Source organism: Micrococcales bacterium, from assembly GCA_009784895.1.
Lineage (GTDB): Bacteria > Actinomycetota > Actinomycetes > Actinomycetales > WQXJ01 > WQXJ01.
Genome location: WQXJ01000019.1, coordinates 16,266 through 41,411, shown reverse-complemented (window position 1 = coordinate 41,411; position 25,146 = coordinate 16,266). Strand labels below are relative to the sequence as shown.

The 25,146-nt window shown below is 63.0% G+C and carries 21 protein-coding genes; 10 read left to right on the top strand and 11 right to left on the bottom strand.

Features of this window, described 5'->3' with window-relative positions; translation table 11 throughout:
* Nucleotides 1-167 precede the first annotated feature (167 nt).
* Nucleotides 168-638 (top strand): flavodoxin domain-containing protein, encoded by a 471-nt coding sequence (locus FWD29_05080; GenBank protein MCL2803308.1) that lies wholly within the window; start codon nt 168-170, stop codon nt 636-638.
* Nucleotides 639-815: 177 nt separating this feature from the next.
* Here FWD29_05080 and FWD29_05075 read toward each other — a convergent pair whose 3' ends face one another.
* Complete coding sequence (locus FWD29_05075; protein ID MCL2803307.1) at nt 816-1,217, bottom strand: DUF3592 domain-containing protein; 402 nt, start codon at nt 1,215-1,217, stop codon at nt 816-818.
* Between the two features lie 180 nt (nt 1,218-1,397).
* Nucleotides 1,398-2,483, bottom strand: coding sequence for a redox-regulated ATPase YchF (ychF, locus tag FWD29_05070; GenBank protein MCL2803306.1), 1,086 nt, complete (start codon nt 2,481-2,483; stop codon nt 1,398-1,400).
* Between the two features lie 195 nt (nt 2,484-2,678).
* Between ychF (FWD29_05070) and FWD29_05065 the strand changes: the two genes are divergently transcribed.
* From FWD29_05065 to FWD29_05050, 4 genes are all read left to right on the top strand, one after another.
* On the top strand, nt 2,679-2,948 hold the full coding sequence (locus FWD29_05065) for a hypothetical protein (GenBank protein MCL2803305.1): 270 nt from the start codon (nt 2,679-2,681) through the stop codon (nt 2,946-2,948).
* Nucleotides 2,945-3,379 (top strand): PIN domain-containing protein, encoded by a 435-nt coding sequence (locus FWD29_05060; protein MCL2803304.1) that lies wholly within the window; start codon nt 2,945-2,947, stop codon nt 3,377-3,379. The genes FWD29_05065 and FWD29_05060 overlap by 4 nt, the downstream gene beginning before the upstream one ends.
* Nucleotides 3,380-3,442: 63 nt before the next feature.
* Entirely contained in the window at nt 3,443-4,225 is a 783-nt protein-coding gene (locus tag FWD29_05055) for a hypothetical protein (protein ID MCL2803303.1), read from the top strand.
* On the top strand, nt 4,215-4,988 hold the full coding sequence (locus FWD29_05050) for a hypothetical protein (protein ID MCL2803302.1): 774 nt from the start codon (nt 4,215-4,217) through the stop codon (nt 4,986-4,988). Before FWD29_05055 ends, FWD29_05050 begins: the two co-directional genes overlap by 11 nt.
* Here the strand turns inward: FWD29_05050 and ychF (FWD29_05045) are convergent.
* Both ychF (FWD29_05045) and FWD29_05040 read right to left on the bottom strand, forming a co-directional pair.
* Nucleotides 4,978-6,063 carry a redox-regulated ATPase YchF gene (gene ychF, locus FWD29_05045; protein ID MCL2803301.1) on the bottom strand — a complete coding sequence of 362 codons (1,086 nt, stop codon included), beginning with the start codon at nt 6,061-6,063 and terminating at the stop codon, nt 4,978-4,980. The genes FWD29_05050 and ychF (FWD29_05045) overlap by 11 nt on opposite strands.
* A 61-nt stretch (nt 6,064-6,124) precedes the next feature.
* Nucleotides 6,125-7,141 (bottom strand): 4-hydroxy-3-methylbut-2-enyl diphosphate reductase, encoded by a 1,017-nt coding sequence (locus tag FWD29_05040; GenBank protein MCL2803300.1) that lies wholly within the window; start codon nt 7,139-7,141, stop codon nt 6,125-6,127.
* A gap of 179 nt (nt 7,142-7,320) precedes the next feature.
* Here FWD29_05040 and xseA point away from each other — a divergent pair, with 179 nt between their 5' ends.
* Nucleotides 7,321-8,541 carry an exodeoxyribonuclease VII large subunit gene (gene xseA, locus FWD29_05035; protein MCL2803299.1) on the top strand — a complete coding sequence of 407 codons (1,221 nt, stop codon included), beginning with the start codon at nt 7,321-7,323 and terminating at the stop codon, nt 8,539-8,541.
* Complete coding sequence (locus tag FWD29_05030) at nt 8,538-8,786, top strand: exodeoxyribonuclease VII small subunit (GenBank protein ID MCL2803298.1); 249 nt, start codon at nt 8,538-8,540, stop codon at nt 8,784-8,786. Before xseA ends, FWD29_05030 begins: the two co-directional genes overlap by 4 nt.
* Before the next feature lie 37 nt (nt 8,787-8,823).
* Here FWD29_05030 and FWD29_05025 read toward each other — a convergent pair whose 3' ends face one another.
* From FWD29_05025 to FWD29_05015, 3 genes are all read right to left on the bottom strand, one after another.
* Nucleotides 8,824-9,648 (bottom strand): thioredoxin domain-containing protein, encoded by an 825-nt coding sequence (locus FWD29_05025; GenBank protein ID MCL2803297.1) that lies wholly within the window; start codon nt 9,646-9,648, stop codon nt 8,824-8,826.
* Nucleotides 9,649-9,758: 110 nt separating this feature from the next.
* Nucleotides 9,759-10,589 carry a thioredoxin domain-containing protein gene (locus FWD29_05020; protein MCL2803296.1) on the bottom strand — a complete coding sequence of 277 codons (831 nt, stop codon included), beginning with the start codon at nt 10,587-10,589 and terminating at the stop codon, nt 9,759-9,761.
* Nucleotides 10,590-10,756: 167 nt separating this feature from the next.
* Nucleotides 10,757-11,518 (bottom strand): isoprenyl transferase, encoded by a 762-nt coding sequence (locus tag FWD29_05015; protein ID MCL2803295.1) that lies wholly within the window; start codon nt 11,516-11,518, stop codon nt 10,757-10,759.
* Nucleotides 11,519-11,567: 49 nt separating this feature from the next.
* Here FWD29_05015 and FWD29_05010 point away from each other — a divergent pair, with 49 nt between their 5' ends.
* Nucleotides 11,568-12,242, top strand: a complete 675-nt coding sequence (locus FWD29_05010; protein MCL2803294.1) for a hemolysin III family protein — start codon at nt 11,568-11,570, stop codon at nt 12,240-12,242.
* A gap of 35 nt (nt 12,243-12,277) precedes the next feature.
* On the opposite strand, the gene mca is transcribed toward FWD29_05010, so the two are convergent.
* A complete protein-coding gene (gene mca, locus FWD29_05005; protein ID MCL2803293.1) occupies nt 12,278-13,144 on the bottom strand; it encodes a mycothiol conjugate amidase Mca in 867 nt (288 codons plus the stop codon).
* A gap of 288 nt (nt 13,145-13,432) precedes the next feature.
* On the opposite strand from mca, the gene FWD29_05000 reads away from it, so the two are divergent.
* A complete protein-coding gene (locus FWD29_05000) occupies nt 13,433-14,521 on the top strand; it encodes a hypothetical protein (protein MCL2803292.1) in 1,089 nt (362 codons plus the stop codon).
* A gap of 5 nt (nt 14,522-14,526) precedes the next feature.
* Here FWD29_05000 and FWD29_04995 read toward each other — a convergent pair whose 3' ends face one another.
* Nucleotides 14,527-16,542, bottom strand: coding sequence for an ATP-dependent DNA helicase UvrD2 (locus tag FWD29_04995; GenBank protein ID MCL2803291.1), 2,016 nt, complete (start codon nt 16,540-16,542; stop codon nt 14,527-14,529).
* A 40-nt stretch (nt 16,543-16,582) separates the two neighbouring features.
* Between FWD29_04995 and FWD29_04990 the strand changes: the two genes are divergently transcribed.
* A complete protein-coding gene (locus tag FWD29_04990) occupies nt 16,583-18,394 on the top strand; it encodes a phosphotransferase (protein ID MCL2803290.1) in 1,812 nt (603 codons plus the stop codon).
* Here FWD29_04990 and FWD29_04985 read toward each other — a convergent pair.
* The gene (locus FWD29_04985) at nt 18,391-21,612 is read right to left on the bottom strand and encodes an ATP-dependent helicase (protein MCL2803289.1); all 3,222 of its coding nucleotides are present in this window, start codon (nt 21,610-21,612) and stop codon (nt 18,391-18,393) included. The two genes, FWD29_04990 and FWD29_04985, sit on opposite strands and share 4 nt — an antisense overlap.
* Nucleotides 21,609-25,043 carry a PD-(D/E)XK nuclease family protein gene (locus tag FWD29_04980; GenBank protein MCL2803288.1) on the bottom strand — a complete coding sequence of 1,145 codons (3,435 nt, stop codon included), beginning with the start codon at nt 25,041-25,043 and terminating at the stop codon, nt 21,609-21,611. Before FWD29_04980 ends, FWD29_04985 begins: the two co-directional genes overlap by 4 nt.
* Nucleotides 25,044-25,146 lie beyond the last annotated feature (103 nt).

The following is a 25,146-nucleotide window of genomic DNA, read 5'->3' as shown; positions in this document are numbered from 1 at the left end:
TACGATGATCCATGAGTCGAGTCCTTTCAAAACTCTTCGACTTGAAGGCGGCGGGGCACCAGCCCCGCCGCCACTATTGTCCAACCACCAAACCAACCCAGCCAATCACCACATAGTGTCTCGAGGGATGGGGACGGGCTGGGTCAGAATCCGGCAGGATGGACACTATGACAACCGCGATTGTGTATGCCTCGAAGCATGGCACCACCGGGGACATCGCCCAACTGTTGGCGACGGAACTGGGCGAAGACACCGCCTTGTTTGACCTAACCGAGGGCCCGGCGTCCTTGGATGGCTACGACACCATTGTCCTTGGCACGGCCATCTACGCCGGTCAGCCGGTCAAGGCCATGAGGCAGTTTGCTGAGGGGTTTGACCCGTCTGGCCAACAGTTGGCGTTGTTCGTATGCGGCATGGAGCAAGGACAAGACACGCGCGCCAAGGAACTGGCCACAGCCTTTCCGCAAGCCCTGCATGACCAGGCCAAGGCTGCTGTCTTTTTCGCCGGGCGGTTCCAGTTCGACAAGCTGAACAAAGCCGAACGCTTCATTATTCGCCGGGTCGCTAAGACTAAGACCGATGTCGACCAGGTTGACCCAGAGGCCATTGCCAGCTTCGCCGCCAAGGTGCGCGCCTAGGGGGTTGGTGAATAATGCGCGCCGAAACGAGGATCGTCACCAGGTGATGCATCGCAAGGCGGAGGTCTGCCCCGCTAGCAGGGCTAACGGGGTACGGCCGACAACGAAGCGAGGCGCCGCCTGGGGGCGACCGCAGCCGGCGGGAATTGTTCACCAGCCCCCTAGGCCCTCGAACGGCTAAATCGCGGCAAACAGGAATAGGGCTCCGCCCGCGATGAAAAGTGCCGTGATGAACCAGCGGTGTTTGATCTCGGCCACGTAGTGACGTTTCGGGTTATCCGGTTGATAGAAGACGGTCACCACCTGGCCTTCATCCAGCCGCCGGTACTGCAGCCAGGAAACCCGGCGTCTTTTTTCAACACGGGAGCCTTCCGCCGAGTACTCATATTTGACGTAACGGGTGGTGGTCGATGGGTCGTCACCTGCCCCTAGGTTGACATCTACGCGCATGGAGGTAACACGGCCCTGGGCCTGCACTGTGCAGTTCTTCTTGGCGAAGTAGCGACTGAGCACCCGGAAAACGCCTATTCCAAGCAAGCCAAATCCGGCCACCCACATGCCAATATCAAGTGCGTCCACGGTCTACCAGCCCCGTCCTTGCCTAATACCTGGCGACATCTGTCCCCGTGCCGTCCAGCTGTCATGGATGGCAACACAATCAACCCTAGGGCCCGTCCCAAGGCGCGGGCCAGGGGCCAGCGGCCAACGGGCGCAGGGGCGAGGACCGTGACCAGGGGGTCCCCCGGCCCTGTGACCTGGTCAAACGTTGAAGCGGAATTCGACCACATCGCCTTCTTGCATGACGTAGTCCTTGCCCTCTAGGCGTAACTTGCCGTGGGAGCGGGCCTCGGCCAGGGAACCTAGTTCAACCAGATCCTCGTAGCTGACCACGGCCGCCTTGATGAAACCCCGTTCGAAATCGGTATGGATTACGCCGGCGGCTTGCGGTGCGGTGGCACCTTTCCGAATTGTCCAAGCCCGGGTCTCGTCCGGTCCAGTGGTCAGATAGGTCTGTAAGCCAAGGGCGGCAAAACCGACCCGGGCCAGGGTGTTTAGGCCCGGTTCTTTTTGCCCAGACTCAGCCAGCAATTCGGCCGCGTCTGGCGCATCGAGCACGGCCAGCTCAGCTTCGAATTTGGCGTCGAGAATAATGGCCTCGGCCGGGGCAACCAAACCACGCAGAAAGGCACGCTTTTCGCTCGAGCCCAATACGGCATCGTCGGCATTGAACACGCAGAGGAAAGGTTTGGTCGTCATCAATGTCAGCTCGCGCAACGGCGCGGGATCAAAGGTGCCTTGCTGGGCGGCGGCGTGAAGGGTGGTACCGGAGTCGAGCAGGTCGTTGGCCTGTTGGGCCGCCGCAAGTTCTGCCGGGTCGCCCTGTTTGATCCTGACCTGCTTTTCCAGGCGCGGAATGGCCTTCTCGAGGGTCTGGAGGTCCGCCAGGATCAGCTCGGTGTTGATGATGTCAATGTCGGCCGCCGGGTCGACCCGGCCTTCCACGTGGACAATGTCACCGTCCTCAAAGACCCGAATGACCTGGCAAATCGCGTCAGCCTCGCGGATTGAAGCCAAAAACTGGTTGCCCAGACCCTCGCCCCTGGACGAGCCACGTCCAAGGCCAGCAATGTCCACGAACGAAACGGTCGCTGGGGTGATCTTGGCCGAGTCGAAGATCTCCGCCAATACCGCCAGGCGCGAATCAGGCAAATCGACCGCGCCGACGTTGGCCTCGACGGTGGCAAAGGGATAATTCACCGCCGGCACATCGTTCTTGGTCAAGGCGTTGAAGACGGTGGACTTACCCACATTGGGCAGCCCAACAATACCGATGGTAAGAGCCACGGCGTACCACCTTAGCCTCCCGCCGATGCCGGCCGGGGACTTGGCGACGGCAGGCCCCTTTGGTGCGGCAGCCGGTTCGCAGGATGCCAAGACCAGCTTCGACCAGGTCGTCACAAAGCCGGAGGGGCCAAGATCGCCGCCAGCTTGGTACCAGGTGCCTGGTGCCACGAACTTCGTGGCACACTAGGTTCGTGATTGAACAGGGGGTTCATGGTGCCAAATGTCACAATCACCGCTAGCGCCGAAGTGCTGAAACGGCTGCGCATCGAAGCCGCCAACCACAATTTGAGTATGTCCCGGTTTGTTGGGCAGGTCCTGGCCGAGCGGTTCAGCGACCAAGACCACTTTCACCAGGCCATGACCGACCTATTCGCTCGTGGCCCCTACCTTCGACTGCCCGAGCGCGACGACGGCCGGACCGTTCCAACCCGTGCCGAAATCTACGACCGGCCGGTTACGAAATGACGCCAGAAGGCTTGGTTTTTGTCGACACCAACATCCTGGTTTGTTTTCGCGACAACACAGACGCGCGCAAAAACGCCATCGCCACCGACTGGCTGCGGAAACTGGCTCAGTCCAGGCGGGGTCGGATTTCCACCCAAATTCTGGCGGAGTTCTATGCGGTGGCGACTCGGGGCGACGAGTTGGCCCGGGAGACCGCCGCCGCTCAGGCCGATGTCGAATCCTTTACCACGTGGGACCCTGTCCAGCCAGACATCGAACTGTTTCGGCGCGCCTGGAAGGTGGCCGAAAGGTATTCCCTGTCATGGTGGGACTCAATGGTTGTGGCCGCCGCCCTCATGGCCGGCTGCGACACGCTCTTGTCCGAGGATCTGCAACACGGTTTGGTCGTTGAACAGACTCTCACCATCATCAATCCGTTCATCGACCAGTGAAACCGCCGGACTGGAACAGCTAATGGCCAGGCAGAAGCGAGCGACACGAAGGCTGATGGCCGCATGGCTAACCCAGATAGTTCGAAGTGGTGGTCCGCCATGATCAACCATCGGCACACGGGCGGTCCCCCAAGGAAAGTCGCTTGGCTGGGGCCACTGTTATTGGCGGGTGTTTTTGGGCTGATCCTATTTGCCTCAAATGACGAAAAACCCTTGCGGAATGACTGGCGGGCTACGCCCAAAATTGCAGCAGAAGGCGAATTAGCGCCAGGTAACACCGTGCGAGCGTCCCTGGTGGATCTCAAGCTGCCGCAGGAATGCGACATTGGTTCGTTCGAATGGAAAGTGTCGCATGGCGGTTGGCTCGGAGACGGATACTCTGTCCAGGGTGAATCGTTTCAGATTACGCCAATGATGGCCGGCACTAGACTGGAACTGACCATGCGGCCATACGGCATGTGCCCGGGCATGTTTTTTGCCTACGAGGCTAGTTGGGAAATTCAGGTCAACACTGAAGACACCATCAGAAACCTGACCCCTCCCCGCCTGGAGGGGGATTTGCGCGCCGGTGGCACGGCCCAGATTGTGCCAGGTACTTGGCATCCCAGCGCTGCCGACGTGGTCTACGTCTGGGGAGACAGATTGCATTCTGAGAACGAAAATGAGGCTTTGGCTCTAAACGCCGCGATGGCCGGTTACAGCATGTTTCTTAACATTTCGGAAGATCCCCCCGCACTGACCTTTGCTGAGGATCAGACGAATACCATTGCCGTGTGGGCGGTCGTGTCATTCCGCAACTACCAGCCGCTGGCCTACCTCATTGAGGAGGTCAGTTTTGACCCGTGACCGGCGCCTGACAACCTGGGCCAAGCGGCTAACCCAAAAGAGCCGCCGCTGGCTGGTCTTTGCCCTGGTGGGCGCTCTGGTGGTGGCCGGCGTGACCATTTGGTACCTAAGGAAACCGCAGATGCTAGCTGTTACAGGCCACATTGCCTCTGGTGAAACCGTCAAAGCCACCCAGGGTAGCGTGCGCCTGCCCTGGGGCTGCAAACCGAAGTCGTGGCTATGGATTGTGGCGGAGCCGAACTACGGCAGTGGCTCTTACGAAATTAGGGGACAGACCCTGGAAATCACACCCGCCATGGCTGGAGCCAGGCTTGGGCTGTGGATGCTCCCGCAGGGCCGTTGCGACCCAGATGAGCACAAACACTTTGCTGGGTTTTGGGACATTCCCGTAAACCCAGACAACCCAATTGAGAACCTGGCGCCACCAAAGCTGGAAGGTGACATCAGGCTCGGAGGGACCGCTGTGGTGACGCCCGGCGAATGGGCGCCGGCAGAGGTTGATGTCAAATACGTCTGGACACCGGACGGAGTGGATTTCAAATCTGCCGTGGCAGTGGAAGGTTTTCTCCAAAATAGACCGGACATTTCCGGAACCGGCACAGAGGTGATGCTACCCCTGGGTGAATACTACGGTGTAGCGGCGTGGGCAGTCGTGGGTTACCGGGACTATCCCCCAGTCGTCATGCTAATCGATTCGGTTAGCTGGTCCGTGCTGGAGGTCGCCAGCGATTCCATTGCCTCCGAACTTGGGGCTAGACATTGAAGCGGAATTCGATTACATCGCCTTCTTGCACAAGGTAGTCTTTGCCCTCGATCCGTAGCTTTCCTTGGGCGCGAGCCTCGGGCAGCGAACCGATCGCCTCCAATTCATCGAAACCAATGACCTCGGCTTTGATGAAACCGCGCTCAAAGTCGGTGTGGATTACCCCAGCCGCCCGTGGCGCCGTGCAGCCGCGCGGGATGGTCCAGGCCCGGGCCGCTGTCGAATTAGCCGTGAGGAAGGTTTGCAGCCCCAGCGTTTCGAGACCGACCCGGGCCAAAGTGGCCAGTCCGGGCTCGCTTTGCCCAGTTTCCGCCAGCAGCTCCAAGGCGTCATCGTCGTCTAGTTCGATCAGCTCAGCCTCGAATTTGGCGTCCATGATGATGGCCTCGGCCGGCGCCACCAGCTGGCGCAGCTGGCTGACCCGCTCGGGTGATTCCAGAACCGAATCGTCAGAGTTGAAGACGTACAGAAAGGGCTTGGCCGTCATCAGCGACAGTTCACGCAGAGGCTCAAGGTCTATCAAGCCTTGGTGAGCAGCACTGTCAAGCGTGGTTCCGGCATCGAGCAACTCCTTGGCCGCCAGGGCCGCCGCCAGTTCAGCTGGGTCGCCACGTTTGATCTTGACGTCCTTTTCTAGACGCGCGATGGCCTTTTCGAGGGTTTGCAGGTCCGCCAGCATCAGCTCGGTGTTGATGATCTCGATGTCGTCTGCTGGGTCGACCCGGCCCTCGACATGGACCACGTCGCCGTCGCCAAAGACCCGGATGACCTGGCAAATCGCGTCCGCCTGGCGAATGTGGGAAAGGAACTGGTTGCCTAGGCCCTCTCCGGTCGAGGCGCCGCGCACAATACCGGCGATGTCGACGAACGAGACAGTGGCAGCAATGGTCTTTGGCGAATTGAAGACCCCGGCCAGCACTTCTAGCCGCGGGTCGGGCAGCGGCACCACACCGACATTGGGTTCGATGGTGGCGAATGGGTAGTTTTCCGCTAGGACCTGGTTCCGCGTCAAGGCGTTGAACAGGGTTGATTTGCCCACGTTGGGCAGGCCAACTATGCCGATTGTCAGTGCCACGCCGCCCACCTTAGCGCCAACCATGTCGGTGGTTGATGCATAAGTGAATGGCTGACAGCTACTAAGCGCGGTGCGGCAACTGTTCGACCGGCAACCCGGCCTTGACCAAATCCAGGCGCAGTTCTCGCGGCAGCGCGAAGGCCAGAGCATCGGCTGATGTGGCCACTTCTTCGACTTGACCAAATCCCAGCTCGGCTAGCCGGGCCAGCACCTCGTCTACCAGCACTTCTGGCACCGAGGCGCCAGAGGTCAGCCCAACAACCTTGACGCCGGCCAGCCAGGCTGGATCGAGCTCATTGGCCGAATCGACCCGGTGGGCTGCCGCCGCGCCGTTCTCGAGGGCGACCTCGACTAACCGGACAGAGTTGGAGGAGTTGGCCGAGCCGACTACAACTACTACCTCGGCCCGGCCGGCGATCAGTTTGACCGCGTTTTGCCGGTTTTGGGTGGCATAGCAGATGTCGTCAGAAGGCGGGTCGGTTAGTGCCGGAAACCGGTGCCGCAGCTTCGAGACCACTTTGGCCGTCTCGTCAACCGACAAGGTCGTCTGCGACAGCCAGGCCACCTTTGACTCGTCTTTCAGCTCGATCTGGTCGACCTGACCCGGCGAAGAGACGACCGTGATCCGGTTCGGCGCCTCGCCGGCCGTGCCTTCGACTTCTTCGTGTCCGGCGTGCCCAACCAGCACAATCGAGAGGTCCCGGGCGGCGAACTTGCCAACCTCGCGGTGGACTTTGGTCACCAGTGGGCAGGTGGCGTCGATGGTCAACAGCCCAAGGGCGGCCGCCTGGTCGCGCACTGCCGGCGCGATCCCGTGGGCGGAAAAGACCACCCGCGCGCCGGGGGGAACCAGGTCGAGCTCGGGCACAAAGACCACACCTCGCCCAGCCAAACGCGCCACCACCTGGGAGTTGTGGACAATCTCTTTGCGCACATAAAGGGGCGGCCCGTACAGGTCCAGGGCCCGCTCAACTGTCACCACAGCCCGGTCAACCCCGGCGCAGTAGCCTCGAGGCGAGGCCAGCAGGACGTGACCAGCAGGGCGCTGACCAACGGGCTCCGCCCGGTCCGAGCACAGTTGACTCGAAGCATCTACCAGCGAAGATGCGGCCCACGCAGGCTGCCTGGACCCAAGGTTCGGGTCAGATGGCTGGCTCCGGGGGTTCGATCTAGTCACGGAAGTCAATGGTAGGGCGGATTGGTCCGCCGTCGGTGCGTCCATCACACGGCCAGGGCACGATTTGAGAGGGTTTGGGCATGGCGGCGTCTAGTCCTGAACAACCGTGGCCGGTCCATGTTGTCTCCGGCCACGTCAAAGGCTGGGTCGAGAAGCTGGGCTGGGTTTGGATGGAAGGCCAAGTAGTCCAACTCAACCATCGCCCCGGCGCCTCAATGGCCTACGCCGTGCTGCGCGACCCTAACCAGGACGCCTCGGTTGACCTGACCATGTTCACCGGGGTGTTGAGCGGACTGGAGCTTCAGCAGGGCCACAAGGTGGTCGTCAACGCCAAGCCGGAATTCTGGGTCAAGCGAGGCCGGCTCTCCTTCAAGGTCAGGGAAATCCGCCTGGCCGGTATTGGTCATTTGCTGGCCCAGATTGAAAAGCGTAAACGCGCCCTGGCAGCCGAGGGCCTCTTCGACCAAGACCGCAAGAAACCACTGCCCTTCGCCCCGGGGTTGGTGGGCCTGATTACGGGCCGGGATTCGGATGCAAAAAAGGACGTCATCACCGTCGCCACCGCCCGCTGGCCCAGTGTCGAGTTTGCTATCGAAGAAGTTGCCGTCCAAGGTCTTACCGCCACCGACCAAATCTGCCAAGCCCTGGCCAGACTCGAGAACAACCCCAAGGTCGAAGTCATCGTCATAGCTCGCGGCGGCGGCGCGGTCGAAGACCTGCTGCCATTCAGCGACGAGGCCATGATCCGAGCAGTCGCCAATGCCCACAAGCCGATTGTCAGCGCCATCGGCCACCAAGCCGATTCCCCCCTACTTGACCTGGTGGCGGACTATAGGGCAGCCACCCCTACCGACGCCGCCAAACACCTGGTGCCTAACGCCGCTTACGAGGCGACCGGGGTCAACCAGGCGATCAGCCGCATGACGGCGGCACTTCAGCGGCGGCTAGCCAGCGAACGCCAAGGCCTAGCGGCCACCAAATCAAGGCCCGTCTTGGCTGATCCTCAGTGGATCATCGCCGCCAGGCGGCAGGAGATCGCGGCGCTGGCGACCGACTCGACCAGCACCCTGGAGCGGATCTTGACCATTCAAGTGGCCGGCGTCGCCACTCTGGTGGCCAAACTAGCCGCCCTGTCGCCGCAGGGCACCTTGGACCGCGGTTACGCCTTGGTGGTGGCGGAAGACGGCCAATTGGTGACCCAAGTGGAACAGGCCCCGCCGGGCACCAAACTTAGACTCCGCCTGGCCAAAGGCACATTGGCGGCAACAGCAACCAAGGTCGAAAACGGGAGACGAAAATGAGCCAGGCCATCAAGCCGCAGGAAATGACCTATGAACAGGCCCGGGCCGAGTTGATACAGGTGGTCCAAGCGCTTGAGTCCGGTTCGCAATCCCTAGAAGAGGCACTAGCCCAATGGGAACGCGGCCAACAGCTGGCCGCCCGCTGCCAGGAATGGCTTGACCAGGCCAAGGCCCGGATTGAGGCCGCCAGCCCCGAAGCGAAACCGGCCCAAGACTCACCTGAGCCAGCCAATCAGGCCATCTGACTGGCCGGGTCTGGCCGGAACACCGCCCAGCCGAACGCTAGGGCGCCTGGCCGGCTTTGACCTTTGCTACAGCCTGCTCTAAGGGGTCGGTGGTCCAATTGGCAAAGGGGTACATTTTCCCACCCTGGTAGGACAACAAAACCCAAGGGGTGCCTTTGAAGCCCTCAGCCGTGGTCACCGTCGCGGTCGACTGGATGACCCATTCGGCGAACGGCTGTTCAGGCAGTTTGGCCACTACATCGGCCGGCACCCCGGCTTGTTTGGCCAGTTCGGCAAGCTTGGCATCGGAGAGGCCGGGGCCGCCTTCGGCTGGTTGGTTTTCCCACAAAAGCGCGTCGAAGTCGAGGAACTTGGCTGGAGCAAAGGCCGCCACGGTCACGGCCGCGTTGGCGGCGCGGGTCGAATACTCATCTTCTGAAAAAGTGTCGAGGTACCCCAGTGGGTGGACCACCCAAATGATTTCGCCGGCCGCTGACATCGTGCGCAGTTGCTCACCCAAGAGGTCTTCTATGTGCTTGCACCAAGGACAGATGTAGTCGGTGACGACGTCCACCTGGACGGCGTCATTGGGCACCGGACCGCCCGGCTCGCCGTTTTGGCCAATCGTGATGCCACCGATCGGGGTAGCGCCCGGCGGCGCATCTGGCGCGTCCGATGGCGGCGCTTCGGTCGTCTCGGTCGGGGTCGCCTCGGTGGGTCTGGCCTCAGGGGTGTTGGTCTCGGCCGGAGGGCTTTCGTCTTTGGACGAGCAGGAGGCTAGTGGCATTGACAAGCCCACTGCCGCCACCAGGGCGAACAGAGCGGCGACTCGACGTCGCCTTGGTTTGGCTGTGGACCTGGGGTGGTGGGCATTGTTGGCCATGGACGGTCAGTCTAGTGGCACCGCCTGGCCGCTGGCTGTTTGGCTACTCTGGTCAATGCCTTGGGTCCAGCGTGGCTTCTGCAGCCATTGGATCAGGGTTGGGTGGCTGCCTAGGGCATTTCTTCGGGGACTGGTTCGGGGACAGTTTCGTCCTGAGCCGGGGCTGGGGGCAACCCGGCTTTGACGTTGGCCAGGGCCTGGTCGAGGTCAGTCTGTGACCAGTCGAACTGCCACATTTGGCCACCCGGCAGGGACAGCGTGACCAAAGGGGTGCCCTGAAAGCCCTCGACCGAGGCCACTAGCTGGGTCTTCTGCGCCACCCAGTCGGCATACGGCATGGTCGGGATCACCGCCACCACATCGAGCGGCACCTCGGCCTCTTTGGCCAAGTCAACCAGTTCCTCGTCGCTAAGTCCGGGGCCGTTTTCTGGCGGCTGGTTTTGCCAGAGAAGCTGGTCAAAAGCCCGGAATTGGTCCGGCGCCAAGGCCGCCACGGTAACTGCGGCGCCGGCCGCGCGCGATGAGTAATTGGTTGTGGAAAAGTTGTCCAGCAGACCCAGTGGGTGGATCACTAGGGCGATTTCGCCGGCAGCTGATTTCTGCCACAGCGTGGCGCCCATTTGCTGATCGAAACGCTGGCAAAACGGGCAGATGTAGTCGACAAAGACGTCGACTTGAACCACGCCGGGCGGCACTTCACCGCCGGGTTTGCCATCCTGGCCAATCATGATGCCGCCTATTTCTGTGGTCGCTGGCGGGTCACCTGGTGGAACAGAAATAGTTGGCGACGGCAGGGCCGTTTCCTCGGCGGCGTTGGTGCCCCGCCCACCGGTCAGCGAGCCAAACCCGAGTCCAACCGAAAACCCCACTGATAAGGCCACCACAGCTACGGCCCACGGCCCGGGATGGCGCCACCACTTGGCACGCCCAGTTTCTTCCATGAGCCCACAGTCTATGGGCCTTTCTGCTTGTGGGCTCATCTGTCACGGGGCCATGAGGTCTCCCACACCAAATACCCATGTCCGTGAGGTCGAGCTTTGGGTTCTTTCCCCAACCGGGAGGCGGCATCGGGCAATTGACGGACAGCCGGCGCGCAGGCTACGGGCTCCTAGCGCCCCAGGCGGCGCTCTCGGGCGGCGAATGAACGCAAGGCGCGCAAATAGTCGACCTTGCGGAAATCAGGCCAATAGGCCTCGCAGAAATAGAATTCCGAATGGACCGACTGCCACATCAAGAAGCCTGATAGCCGCTGTTCGCCGGAGGTGCGGATAACCAGGTCTGGGTCTGGCTGGCCGGAGGTGTAGAGGTGTTTGGCGATGTGTTCAACGTCGACCTTTTGAGCCAACTGTGCCAAAGTCACGCCAGCCTTGGCTTGTTCGTCGAGCAGCGAACGGACGGCGTCGGCTATCTCCTTGCGCCCGCCGTAGCCAATGGCGACGTTGACATGCAGACCGTCAACCCCAGCGGTGGCGGCCTCGGCGGCGTGCAGACGCTCGACCGTCTGGTATGGCAGCAGGTCAAGCGCACCGACCACCTGGACCTGCCAACGGCCGGCCAGGGCCAAGTCGCTGACCGCCTGCTCAATAATCGTGACCAGTTCCTCCAGCTCGGTGGCAGGGCGGGCCAAGTTGTCAGTCGACAGCATCCAGAGCGTCACCATCTCGACGCCAACGTCTTCTGACCAGGTCAGGAATTCGGCAATCTTGTCTGCACCGGCCCTGTGCCCAGCGGCGGCCCCTTCGCCTGCGGCCCTGGCCCAGCGGCGGTTGCCGTCAAGGATTACGCCGACGTGACGCGGCATGGCGTCCTGCGGCAAGGCCGCCTTGAGGCGACCTTCGTACCAGCGATAAAGGCTGCCAGAGAGTTGCATGGCGCTTAGAATGCTACCGGACTGAAGAACTTACGGTAGCGTAGGTTACGTGACTTCGAGCCTTGCTTCTCCCGCCGCCATGCCGGAGCTGGTAGAGCCCAAGCCGCGGCTGCGCGGCTGGTTCCACGCTGGCATGGTGCCGTTGGTTATCGCCTCCGGCGTGGTTCTGATCGCCTTGGCCCACGGCCGGGCAGCCAAAGCAGCCAGTTCGGTCTTTGTAGCCAGCGCCATCATGCTTTTCGCCAATTCTGCGATTTACCACCTGGGCCGGTGGGGCCGGACAGTTTCTGGCGTACTGCGGCGCCTTGACCACTCGAATATCGCTCTGATCATTGCCGGCACCTACACACCCCTGTGCGTTCTGCTGCTCTCAGGCCGTTCGGAGCGGCTGCTGCTCTGGCTGATTTGGTGCGGAGCTGCGGCGGCGATCCTTATTAGGGTGTTGTGGCTTCGAGCCCCTCGCTGGAGCTACGTTCCGATTTACGTGGTTCTAGGCTGGACAGCCCTCTGGTTCTTGCCGAGCTTTTGGCGGTCTGGCGGTCCGGCGCTGGTCTGGCTGATCCTGGCCGGCGGATTGGCCTACACCGCCGGGGCCGTCATTTACGCCCTCAAGTGGCCCAACCCGGCACCGCGCTGGTTTGGCTTCCACGAGATTTTCCACCTTTGCACCATTGCCGGTTACACCTGCCACTTCACGGCCGTGATGATTGCCGCCCTGCGCTGATGCCAAGCCCTGGACTGGCGGTTGGAGGATGCTGGCTAGCGCAGTCCAGCAAACAAATCGTCTTCGGTCTCTCCTGGCTCAGGGGCCGGCTGGGCTCGCATGAATTCTTCCCAAGGCCAGATTTCACGCTCAATCGCCCGCGGCACGGCGAAAAACCAGCCGTTCGGATCGACCTGAGTGGCATGTGCCCTCAGCGCGGCATCGCGGGCGTCAAGGAACCCGGCAACGTTGATCCGGGCGCTGACGCCGCCTGGCTGTGCGCCTTGGCGGCGCCGGCGTTCAATCCACTCAACGAAAGGTGAATCCAGGCCGCGCTGGGTCATGGCGCGATCAATCGCCTGCAAGCGCTCAAGGGTAAAGCCGCGGTCGTAGTAAACCTTGGCCACTTCATGGGCCGAGCCCAGGTCCGGTAGGGCGGTTGGATCGCAAGCCAGAGCCAGCGCAGCCAGGGTGACAACGTGGGTCTGGATGTGGTCTGGGTGGGGGTATCCGCCTGTCTCGTCATAGGTCGTCAGCACCTGGGGTTTGACTTCGCGGATAAGCGCCACCAGCGGCTCGGCCGCCTCGGCCGGTGGAAGGGCGGCGAAGCAGCCCTCAGGCAAAGGCGGCAGGGGATCGCCCTCCGGTAGGCCCGAATCGACATGACCCAAGAAGCGGTGCTCAACCCCCAGGGCAGCCGCGGCAGCAGCCATTTCGTCGCGCCTGACCTGGGTGAGGTTGTCCAAAATGTCCTGCCGGTGGGCCAACTTTGGGTTGAGGATTCCTCCCCGTTCCCCGCCGGTGAACGTAGCCACCACCACTCGGATGCCTTGGGCAGCGTATTTGGCCATGGTGGCGCCGCCCTTGGACGATTCGTCATCTGGATGGGCGTGGACAGCCAGAATCGACAGGTCTTTCGTCACCCGTCAAGCATCGCCCAAAGCGTCCAATTGGTCTAGCTTGGCCGATCACCACCGAAGCGGGGCAAAGTCCAGGGCATCAGTTGGTGTCCACCGTGGGAGGCCGAGACGGCATCTGGCAGGGTCCAGCCGGATTCGACAGGTAGCATCCAACTCAACAAGGCGCGACCAGTTATCCACAGCCCGGCCGCCAGCTCTAGGCAGGAGGCGGCAAAGTCGGCAGGCTGTGATGGGTGGGGCCGGCTGGGCGGACCCGCCCTGGGGCAGCACCTGCCTAGTAGGGAGGTAAGCATGCAGCTCAAACCTGGGCTGAAGGTCTACCAACGCAGCTATTGCAGCGCCCAAGTGGGCGAAGACCACCGCATCAGAGTCATCTTGGACCTGGAGGGACCCGGCGAAATAGAACTGCTACGAGCGCTGGCCCATGAGTCTTCGAGCGCCAATCTGCGCGGGATCCTCTTGCGCCACGGCGGTGCGCCTCACCGGGCCCACGAACTAACAAAGCAACTGGGCGACGCGGGCTGCCTGACTCGGCGCGCCGCCAACCAATCGCACCAATGGAACGTCCCGCCCCTGCAACGTGAGCGCCTGGCGGCCGAGGCAGAAACCCGGTCTCTGGTCGAACCCGAGGGTTGGTACGCGGCCGCCAGCCGCCTGCGTCAGGCCGTGTCGGTCTACGGCCTTGGGCGAACTGGAGCTCAATTGGCAGTTAACCTGGCCGCCGCCGGCCTTGGCAGCCTCCAGCTGTTCGACCGCCAGGATGTGGCGGGTCGTGACGTGGGGCAGGTCTACAGCCCAGAACACATCGGCATGCCCAGGATCCAGGCGCTGACCAGAATCATCGATTTGGCTGGGTATCCGTGCGAGGTTCGCGCCAAAGGTCCGCTGAGCCAACCCAACGCCGCGGTTATCACCGGCTGCGACGTGGTCGATCCGCATCGCGCTGATTTCCTCTCATCCCACATGGTGCCGCATTTGCCCATCGTCATAGGCGAGATCTCAATCACCTGCGGGCCTTGGGTCAATCCTCTGACTGGACCTTGCACCTGGTGCCAGGCCTTGTGGCGGGCCGAGGCCGACCCGGCCTGGTACGTCGTGGCCAGTCAGCAATGCGCCGCCTCACCCCTGGGCCGGCGCGGTGAGGACACGACTCTGGCTGCCCTGGCCGGTGCCCACGGCGCCGCCCAGGTTCTGGCGGCCCTGGCTGGCGAGACCCCCACCACCCAGGGCCGGTCCATTACTTTCTCGCTGCCCGACTACTCACCGTCCTGGGCTGAACACCAAATCCACCCAGACTGCACCCGCCACGGCACAGCCCGCCTGGGGGACCTAGCCACCAGCTGGAGCATCTGGGCGGCCGACGATCCGGCCTGGTATTGATGTGCCTAGCTAGATTCGTCCGGTTGAAACGCGGCCAACAAGCCCAGCAATTCCTCACCGTAACGCTCAAGCTTGGACGGCCCGATCCCAGGTATGGCAGCCAGGTCCTTGACGGTGGTTGGCCCCTCAACCGCCAGGGCTCGCAAGGTGACGTTGGTCAGAACCGTGAAAGCTGGAAGGCCGGCCTGTTTGGCCAGGTCCAGTCGCCATTGTTTGAGGGCTTCGAACACCGCGGCTTGTTGGGCCGTTAGGTCTGCCAGGGCTGGAACTGCCGGCTTGCCACCTGAGCTGGTGGACCGGCGGGCGCCGGGCCACAGACCCTTGAGGAAGCGCGACGCCCGGCGATTGGCCGAGCCACCGACCACTCTGGCGGCGGCAAAGGACAAGAACAGGTGGACCTTGGCGCGGGTGATGCCAACGTACAAAAGCCGACGTTCCTCCTCAACCTGGGCTGGGGTGTCCGCCAGGGATATTGGCATCAGGCCGTTGGACAGACCAACCAGGAAAACGGCCTCCCATTCAAGTCCCTTGGAGGCGTGAAGCGAAGCCAATTGCACACCGGCCGGCGTGGGGGCGTGCTGGTTCGAGGCCCTGAAGTCGATTTGGGCGACCAGCTCGGCCAACGTGCCGGCTCCGCCGGACAGCAGGTCTTGACTCAAGGAGGCCAAGGCATCGAGCGACTCCCAGGTCTCACGCTGGGCGCCGCGCGTCGACGGCGGCTGCGGCGTCCAACCGCTACCCCGCAGCACTTCATGCACCCGCTCCAACTCAGTCAGGTCGGAACTTGTCTTTGATTCGGCTCGCAACAAAACCAAGGCCTGGCGCACCTCAGGTCTGTCGAAAAAGCGTTCGCCGCCGCGCACCTTATGGGCAATGCCGGCGCTGGCCAGAGCCGCTTCGAAGGGCTCAGATTGGGAATTGGCGCGGTACAAAACCGCGATTTCCTCCGCCGGCACACCCTGTTCGATCAGGTCTGCAATTTGCTGGACCACCCCGGTTGCCTCTTCGGTGTCATCGCCGTAACGCTGGAAGCGAACCTCAGGACCCGCAGGGCGTTGCGCCACCAATTCAACCGCGCCAACCCCTGGCCCAGCCCGGACAACGGCGTTGGCCAGCCCAACGACTTGGGGGGTTGAACGGTAGTCCCGCACCAACTCGAGCCGGACCGCCTTGGGGTAGCGACGGGTGAAACCAGTCAGGAAATCGGATCGCGCCCCAGCAAAGGTGTAGATGGTCTGGGCAGGGTCACCGACCACACAGACTTCCTGCCTCTCCCCCAGCCACAAATCCAATAGGCGCTGTTGCAGCGGCGACACGTCTTGGTATTCGTCCACCACATAATGCCGGTATTGCGACCGGACTTGGTTCGCCACCGCCGGATGGGACATCAACAAACCCGCCGTGGCCAGCAAAACGTCCTCGAAGTCCATTGCCTGAGACTCGCTCAGGATCTCCTCATAGAGATTCATTAGCCTGGCCACCGCCAGCGGCGCATAGCCACCTGGCTGGCCCCGGCCGGCCTTGGCGGCCTTGGTCTGATAGTCCTGGGCGGTCCACAGGTTGACTTTGGCCCATTCGATCTCTGCCGCCAGGTCACGAATGGCCGCCCGGTCTACTTCGAGCCCAAGTCGCCGCGCCGCCGTTGCCACCAGCCGAGCCTTATGTTCCACCAACCGCGGCACCGCTCGATGCTCAACCCGCGGCAGGAAATAGCTCAACTGCCTCAGCGCGGCCGAATGGAAAGTCCTGGCTTGAACCCCGCTAACCCCCAAGGCGGCTAAGCGTTCACGCAGTTCACCTGCCGCCTTGGTGGTGAAGGTCAATGCCATGACAGCCGCCGGGTTGTACGTACCGGTGCGCACGCCATAGGCGATGCGGTGAGTTACTGCCCGGGTTTTGCCCGTGCCTGCCCCGGCCACCACACATACTGGACCCACCAGCGCGGCTGCCACTTGCCGCTGTTCGGGGTCCAAACCCTCCAGGATGCGCTCGGCATCGTCATGTCTTGACACGCTGACCATCTTCTCAAGTACCACCGACATTCGACCCTACGGTTAGAGGGTGGTAGACACCAATGCGAATCCCTATGCCCTGGCGGCGCTGGCAACTGCGGCGGTGCCGGGGCTGGACCTGACCAGCGTGGCAATGAGCCACATTGGCGCGGATTTCAGTTATGCCACAGCCCAAGACGCCACCAAGCGCCGCTGGGTTATTCGCATTCCCCACAACAAGGCCGCCGCCGACGGCCAAGAAGCCGAAGTCAAACTACTGCGCCTACTTGAAGGCGCGGCCGGTGGCGGCGCGCTGCCGTTTGAAGTGGTCCGCCCACGTGGCTTTGCTGTCGCTCCCACCGGCATGGCCGTAATGGTCTACCCCGAGCCGCCCGGTACCCAGCTGGTCATCGAACTACTCGACCCCGGCCCAGGTTTGGCCGCAGGCTTGGGCCGGGCGCTAGCTGCATTCCACACCCTGCCACCGGAACTGCCGCGCAAAGCCGGTCAACCGGTCCTAACCCCAGACACTTACCGCGGCAACTTGCGCAAAGAGGTTGGCCGGGCCGCGGCATCGGGCCACGTCACCGAACGCCTAGTCGACCGCTGGCAAGCCCGCCTTGACGACGATGACATGTGGGTTTTCACCCCCGTGGTGATACACGGCGACATGGCACCCGAACACGTCCAAGTTGAAGCCGGCAGGGTGACGGCCCTGCTTGACCTGGCCGCCGTGCGGGTATCCGATCCAGCTGAGGATCTAGCCCCACTACTGGCGGCGACAGCCCCTGATGTGGCCGAATCAGTCATCGCCTCCTATCGCCGCCACCGCCTTGACCTCGAAGATCCTCACCTTGAGGGCCGGGCTGGTTTCCTGGCGGAGATCGCGGTTGTGCGTTGGCTGCTTCATGGCCTGGACGCGTCCGAAGCCGACATTGTCGAAGACGCTCGGTCAATGCTGGCGGACCTCGACCAGGCCGTGGCGGCTGAGGACGCCGAGGCCGAACACCAGGCCGCCCTAGCCGAAGACAACCGGCAACGCCTCGAAGCCGCCAAGCGGGCCTCGGCCGCGGCTGCCCGCGAACACCAGCGCCTGACTTCCGAATCAATTCCAAAGGTCGGTGAGGCGCTGGCTGAGACCGAGACCGTCCGGTTAGACCGGCCAAAGCGGTGGCAGGAACCAGACACGTCCGATGACGGCCCTCGCCCAGGTGGACCGACTCGCCTGCCGGTGACGGCTGGTGGGGTTGATATGTGGGGCAACACCGGTTCGCAGATCCCAGCCTGGGGCGACGAACTGGCCGATATCGCGCCAGTGGCTGAGCCGGCCCAAGTGCCTGGAGACGAACCCGGCGCCGAACCTAAGTCTGGTTTCAAGTCCAGATTCGGCACTATCACTAAGCCAGCGCTCGACCAGGATGAGGCATCAGAACCAGGTGGCGAACCCGGCGCTGAACCTAAGCCCGGTTTCAAGTCCAGATTCGGCTCTATCACCAAGCCAGCGCTCGACCAGGATGAGGCATCAGAACCTGGGCCTGAATTCGAACCTAAGGCTGGTTTCAAGTCCAGATTCGGCTCTATCACCAAGCCAGCGCCCGACCAGGATGAGGCATCAGAACCAGGTGACGAACCCGGCGCTGAACCCAAGTCCGGTTTCAAGTCCAGATTCGGCTCCATTGCTCAACCTAGGCCCGCCTTCGGGTCCAGACTCGGCTCCGCGGCCAAGCCGGGACCGGAACCAGAACCGGAACCAGAGCTAGAGTCCGCCGCTGAAGACCTTGAAAGTGCCCAGTCCAATTTGCCGGACTTTTTGCGCGATCAAGCCGAGGCCCCGGCAGATCTGCCTGACGATGACGCCCAAACCGGCCAGGACAAGAACTAGGCGCCCAAGGCTTTGAGTTGGGCCGCTAGCTCGGTCGCGGCCGAACCGGCCTCAGCCTGACCGGCTTCCACATCCTTGCCAGTGCCGGCGTAGTGGGCCACGGCCCTTATGGTGCTTGGGTCCACATCTTGGTGAAGGGCCAGCATGGCCCGGTATCGCCTCAGTTGATCGAGATGTGATCGGTTCTCGCTGCCGGTCTTCCAATCGACCACCACCAAATGGCCGGTCTGGTCCTCGAAAATGGCGTCGACCCGTCCGCGCAGTACCGTGCCGGACAGGCGCACTGCTAGATCGTGTTCGGTGGCGACTAGTTTCAGGCCCGAGCTCGGATTGACCCACTTTGATTGCTTGAACTTCTCCACCAATTTGGCTACGCGCCGGCTGTCTGGATCGTCACTGCCACTGTCTGCGGCTTCTTCTAGGCCAAGTTCACCTTGGCCCGAACCGGCCCAGAGCAGGGCCTCAACTTGTTGATGGAACAACGTGCCCACGTTGGCCGAGGCCTGGGGTGGTTGGGGCATGGGCCGGCGGATCTGTTGGGCATAAGCCATTGGGTCCTGAAGCCAGCTGTCCAAGGCTGTGACCGTGAAGTGTCTGGGCGCGTGAAGCGTTGCCTCAGCCTTGCCTCGGGATTGTTCCCGCAGCAGCAGTGCGGCCTGGCTCGCCAAAGCACCATCCATGGCGCTCAGCCGTCCGGTCAACTCCGATTGGTCGATCTCGCCGCCAACCAGCTCCATGGCTGCCCTAACCCGGCCGGCCGCTGTCACCACCGCCGCGCGGTGAACGCCCTCGGCCCCTTCGGATGGTGGAACAGGCGGCCAGAGCTCGCTGCGGCCCTCGGCCCTAAGCGCTTTGTCGCCTTCCCCCGGTTCAGCTGCCCATTGGTCCTGGCTAACCAGCCCTTCTTCGACCAGCTCGTTTAGGAAGATCGATGGCGGCAGCGGGTCCTTGCGGCTGCCGCCAAAATAGGAACCGGTCAAAAGCAGCCGAGAGCGCGGCCTGGTCACGGCAACGTATGCCAGGCGCCGTTCCTCCCTGAGCCTATGCTCACCGGCCTTGGCCACGAAGCGGGCATATTCCTGGTTGAGTTCAACTGTGTCTTGGCAGCTTTGGTACCCGAAACTGGGCAACGAAGCCGAATCCAATCGCAGCGACCAGGGCAAAGCCCCTGTCCCGGCACCAAAGTAGGCAGAATCCCTGCGCTGGCCGTCCCTATTGGGGGCGACAACCGGGAACTGGGTTTCGCTTAGGCCGCAGACCACCACCAAGTCCCATTCCAACCCCTTGGCGGCGTGAATCGTCATTACCTGGACGGCCTGGTCGTTGACGTTGACCTGACCGGGTTCCAGCCCGCGGTCCTGGGCGGCCTCCTCGTCCAGCCAGTCAAGGAAGTCGACGGCGCTGCCCCCGTAACTGCCAGCGAACTGGTGGGCCAATTGGACCAGCTGTTCGACATGCACCCGGCCGGTAGGCCCGCGGCGGGACATCAGGTCAATATCCAATCCCAGCGCCCGCTCGGCCCCAACAACCTGCTCCGCCAAAGGCAGTTGTCCGGCCTGTCGGATCCGCCTCAGCGCCCCGGCTAAGCTGCGCAGACGTCGCCAACCCGACTTGGAAAAAGCAACCGCCTGCTTGGCGTCAAGGCTGTCCAACACGTCAATTATGGAGATTTGGCTATCAGGACCTTCTAGACGCGGGCCGTCAGCCAACGCCACCTGCTGACGAGTCGAGCGCTTGGCTATTGCCCCCAGGGCGCTAAGATCCCTCAAACCCAAGGCGTAGCGGGCTCCAGCCGCCAGGCGCATCAGGGCTTCGCCGTGGTCTGGTTGGTGGGCCGCCCGCAGGGCCGCCAGAACGTCTTGGACCTCCGGCAGGGCGATCAAACCACCGGTACCCACCACTTCGTATTCCAACCCGGCTTTTTTCAGCGCCTCGACCACTGGTCCAAAGAAGTCTCGCTTGCGGCAAAGCACCGCCGCCGTTCGCGGCCTGGAACCAACCTTTGGTTTGTCCCGCCACTCGCGCGCCAGGTATTCCGCAATGCCCAGGGCCTCCGCCTGGTCGGTGTCGAAATAGGCAGCCGTGACCTGCCCCTGGCTAGCCCCTTTCTTTGGATCCAGAATCGGTAGCTTGACCGGTGAGACTTGCCTAAGGGGCTTAGCAACGGCGTTGGCTACATCCAAAATGGCCCGGTCGGAGCGCCAAGCCATACCAAGAGTCAGCGTCGTGGTGTCCGCTTCGGCTTGGTCGGCAAACGACCGGCCAAAACCGGCCAGCCCTTCAGCGCTGGCCCCGCGCCAGCCATAGATCGACTGGTTCGGGTCGCCCACCGCCATGACGGGATGGCCCCGATACAACTGGGACAGGAGCTTGATTTGAATGGCCGAACTGTCTTGATATTCGTCTAACAAAACCGTGGTGAAGCGCTGCCGCTCACCGTGGCCAATCTCGGGACGCTTTTGAACCAGCTCCAGGGCGATGGCCTCCTGATCGATGTAACTGACAAAGCCACGTTGTTTTTTTAGCTCAATCAGATTCTCAACCAGCTCGAACAAGTCGACACGTTTAGCCAAGTTGGCCCCGGCTGCTTTGACCGGGTCATCTAGCCCTTTCATGCGCCCGGATTTGGGGTTGACGCCGCGTGGTCTGGACGCAAAATGTGCGGCCATGGCTTCGACCGCTTGACGCGCCTGAGCGGGCGTAGTGAGGTTCCCAACGCATTCCGCAGCCAGCGATAGGACCCGGCCGGCCAGCGTCGAGGCGGCCAACTCAGGTTCTTTGCACGGCCAGGCCTCGACCACTTCCATGGCCAGCCGCCAGGCACCTCCCTCAGTTAGGAGCTCGGCCTCTGGGTCGAATCCCAGGCGCAGGGCATGATCACGCATCAAACTGGCGGCGTATGAGTTGTAAGTCGAGACGTTGGGGGCGTCGACGCCTTCGAAGTTCAGCCGGGCCAAATAGGAGCTGATCCGCTCGGCCAATTCGCCAGCGGCCTTTCGGGTGAAGGTCAAGCCCAGGATGTTGCCAGGCTCAACCAGATGGTTAGCCACCAAGTAGGCCACCCTTAGCGCCATGGTGGCGGTCTTGCCCGAACCAGCCCCGGCCACCACCAAAACAGGTTCCAGCGGCGCCTCAATCACCCTGGCTTGGTCGTCTGTGGGCTGAGGCAGGCTCAGGTCGCTGGCCAAGGATTTGGCCGAACATTTGGCCAAAGTCATGCCGTCACCTGCCTGCCTTGATCATCGACCGGACAACAGCCCGCGACCGGGCAATTGCGGCAGTTTTCGTTGGTGCTGGCTTCGATCTGCCTGCCCGTCCCGGCCCAGTAACAACGTTGAAGCAATTCAGCCGCCCAGTTGGGGTCTTCGGAGTTGACCAGGGCGGGCTGTCGGTAGGTCCTGATGGGCTCGGCTTTGGTGCCGTTGTCCGCCAGGTAGATCAAGGCAGCCTCGGCCACCTGACTGTCCTGACTGGCGTTCCAAGCCAGTTGGTAAACGCCAAGCTGGCAATTGAGCTGAGCCTGTTTCCCGGTTGGCAACTTCGAGCCGGTCTTGTAGTCGACCAGCCGCACAGCGCCGGGTTGGCCACACTGCTCGACCCGGTCGATCGAGCCGAACACTCGCACCGAGGGAGCGCCGGCAGACTTGGCCACACCGGCCGGAGTTGTGCTGGCCAAGACCGGCCCGGGCGAGGCTTCTACCCGCCTCAAATCCTCAGGGCCAAAAGTTGCCTCGACCCTAACCTCGCTGCCAAGACGGTTGCGGTGGTCTTGCTGGTATTGCCCCAGGTGCGTCACCATTTTCTCCGCCATTCGGCGGAGTTTGCTGGCGCTGTATCCGGGCGTCAAGCCAAGAGAGGCCCAGCGCTGGTCGAGCGCAGCCAACAGTTGGTTGGCACCGGCCTCTGGGTAATCCTGAGCCAGCCCGTGGATCAGGCTGCCAAGGGTGGCCACTTCAACCTGCGGCGGCGAACCGCCAGCTTGTTCCAGGGCCCAGCGCAGCGGGCAGGTGTCTAGGGCTTCGATCTTTGACGGACTCAAGACCACGGTTTGGCCGGGCGCAAACACCGGCTCATCGCTCGACCGTGGCGCCAGCCCGGCCCATCGCTCCGGGTCAGCTCCTGGCACGCCGGCCTTCGCCAAAAGCGCCAACACCTCGACCGCCTTGGCCGCCTCAGCGCTGCCCGGCCGCTCGACCACCTCTTGCCTGGCCTGAGCCACCAAACCTCGCAGGTCAAAGGGGGTTTCCATTGATTGGGGCTGTCTCAACAACAAGAGCCGCTCGGCGTAGTTGTCCCAGTTCTCGTCTTGGCCCTTTGGTGGCCATGGGACCATGGCGTCAACAAAGGCCGAGGGGCTGGTGTCGGTGTCGTTGACCACCACCAGACACAAGTGTTGCTTGGCCCGGGACACGGCCAGCACCGCCATACGGGCTTCATCGTCTATGACGGCCCGGCGCCGCTCTAGAAAATCGCTGTCTTGGCCCCTGCCATCCAGGAAACCCGCCAAGACCCCGGCTCCCAGCAGTGAATCCCTTAGCCGGGTGTTAGGCCAAACGTCGCTTTGCAGACCCGTCACCACGACGGTGTCCCACTCGCGGCCAACTGCCGCAGCGGCGGTCGCCACGGTCACTTGGTCTCCTGGCGGGGCATGCCCAGCCACCGTGTCACTGGGAACCTCCTGGCCTTCGAGATAGCGGGCAAAACCGGCCGGCCCGGCCCCAACCACCCTGGCGTCAAACCGCTCGGCTGCGGCAAACAAGGCACAAATCGCGTCCAGATTCCGGTCCGCCCGCCGCCCATCGGTGCCGCCGCGCAAGGCTGCCTGACGCCAGGGCTCAGCCAAGTCAGAGGCCTGCCACAACTCCCAAAGGACCCCGTGTGCCCCCATTGACTGGGCCACGGCTCGACGACCCCGTTCCATCACCTGCGCCACTTTGGCCACAGGCGCTGCCAAATCAGGGTCCAGATTGGCCAGGTCAACCGACCCGGCCAGCGCGCCGGCCACAAGCTCGCCGGACGTCAGGGCTTTGTCATCAACCGACCGCCTGGCCCGCAACAGGCGCCGTAGGCGCCGCAGTGCGACTTGATCCATTTGGCCAATGGGGCCGGTCAACAAGGCTTTGGCCGTGTTGGTCTCAAGCCAATTGGCGCCAGTGGGACCAGACACTGCCGAAAGCGCTGTCAGAAAGGCCCGGGCGGCCGGCTGGTCCAGGCTCAGCACCTCAGAGCCCGGAACCTGCGCCGGTACGCCTGCTAAGGCCAGCCCGGTTCGCAATTCGCTGACCTGGCGCCCGGTCCGGGTCAGCACAGCCATGTTGCCCCAGGCCACACCGCCCAGCAGATGGCGCTGACGCAGTCTCCGGGCGACGGCCGCAACTCCTTGGGCTTCAGAACCGGCTACCAGCACGCTGGTGGCCGCTTCATATGAGGCACCCCAGGGGCCGCCAGTTCCACCACCCGGTTTCCCGGGCCCACGGGCAGTAGTCACTAGCGCGTTCTGGCCAGCGCCACCAGGCCCAGGCAAGGCGGCCAGATCTAACGCGGACCGCAGCTTGTGCCCCAGTTGCCGCGTCCGGATCAACCGGCAGGTTCGCCCGGTTACGCCCGCTAGTTCGCCGGCCTGCCGGTGGACCTGTTCCAACACCATAGGCTTGGCGCCAAACCCCGCCGGCGGGTCATCACTGGCCCGTTCTAGTTGATCCGCAATGGCACCGCGATAGCCCTGAACTGCCAGGTCAGGGCAGCCCAACAGGACAATTTGGGCGCCGTGGCCGGCCAGCAAACCAAGCAGCTTGGCCAAGGCCGAACCGGCCTCTTGGTAGTCGTCAACAACCACCAGATCCCAGCTAGGCCGCAGCCTGGGGTCGAGGCGCAGGCTGACGCCCCCGGCCGGAGGTTCATACGGTTCCGCCCAGAGCTGAAGGGCCGTCGCCGCCATTGACACCATGGCCGCGGCGTCCAGGGCCAGGCCGGCATCTGCCGCCGTTCGTAACCCCAGGCCATCAAGGTAAGCGCCGAAGATTTGGGCCGCCGCCACCCATTCCGGCCGCCCTTGTTGATCACCCAGCGCCGCCAAGCCCTCCGGGCTGAGGCCGCGCTCGGCCGCGCGCATCATCAAGTCACGCAACTCGTTGCGAAAGGCCGCCAAACCAAGGGCCTGGGGCGGCACCGACGGGGGCCACGGCGTGGCCGCCACCTGCCCGCTTCGCTCCGCCTCCAAAAGCGAGGCGATGGCCGCTGCCTGGTCCGCCCCGCTGACCATTTGTGGCCGCTCGGCGCTAGCCCAACGCGCCGCCCCGGCCTGGCCGGAGGCGGCGATGGCATCTGCCCGCCGGTTGAGAATGCTCATTGCCAGCGCCACCGGGGTCATCACCACTTGGCCCTCGATTTGGTTGACCGTCGCCTCAAGCCGTTGGCGCAACGATGCCGCCGTTCGCCGGGTTGGCGACAACAACGCCACCTTTGATCCACTAGCCAAAGCCGTCACCGCCAAATGCAAGGCCAGGTTGGTCTTGCCGCTGCCAGGCGCACCGGCCACTGCCACCGCCCCACCAGCGGCCACAGCCCGCACCACGGCTTCACCGCTGGCGTCCAAACTCGCCAGGGCCTCCACCCCGGCGGCCGGTACCAGTCGCAATTCCGCTTGCATGGTTCCATCCCACCACACGGCACGGACACGGCTCAGTTCCCAGGGCCTAACAACGCAACTAGGGGGCTGGTAGAAAATTCCCTAGGCGTCGCCAACCAGTCGG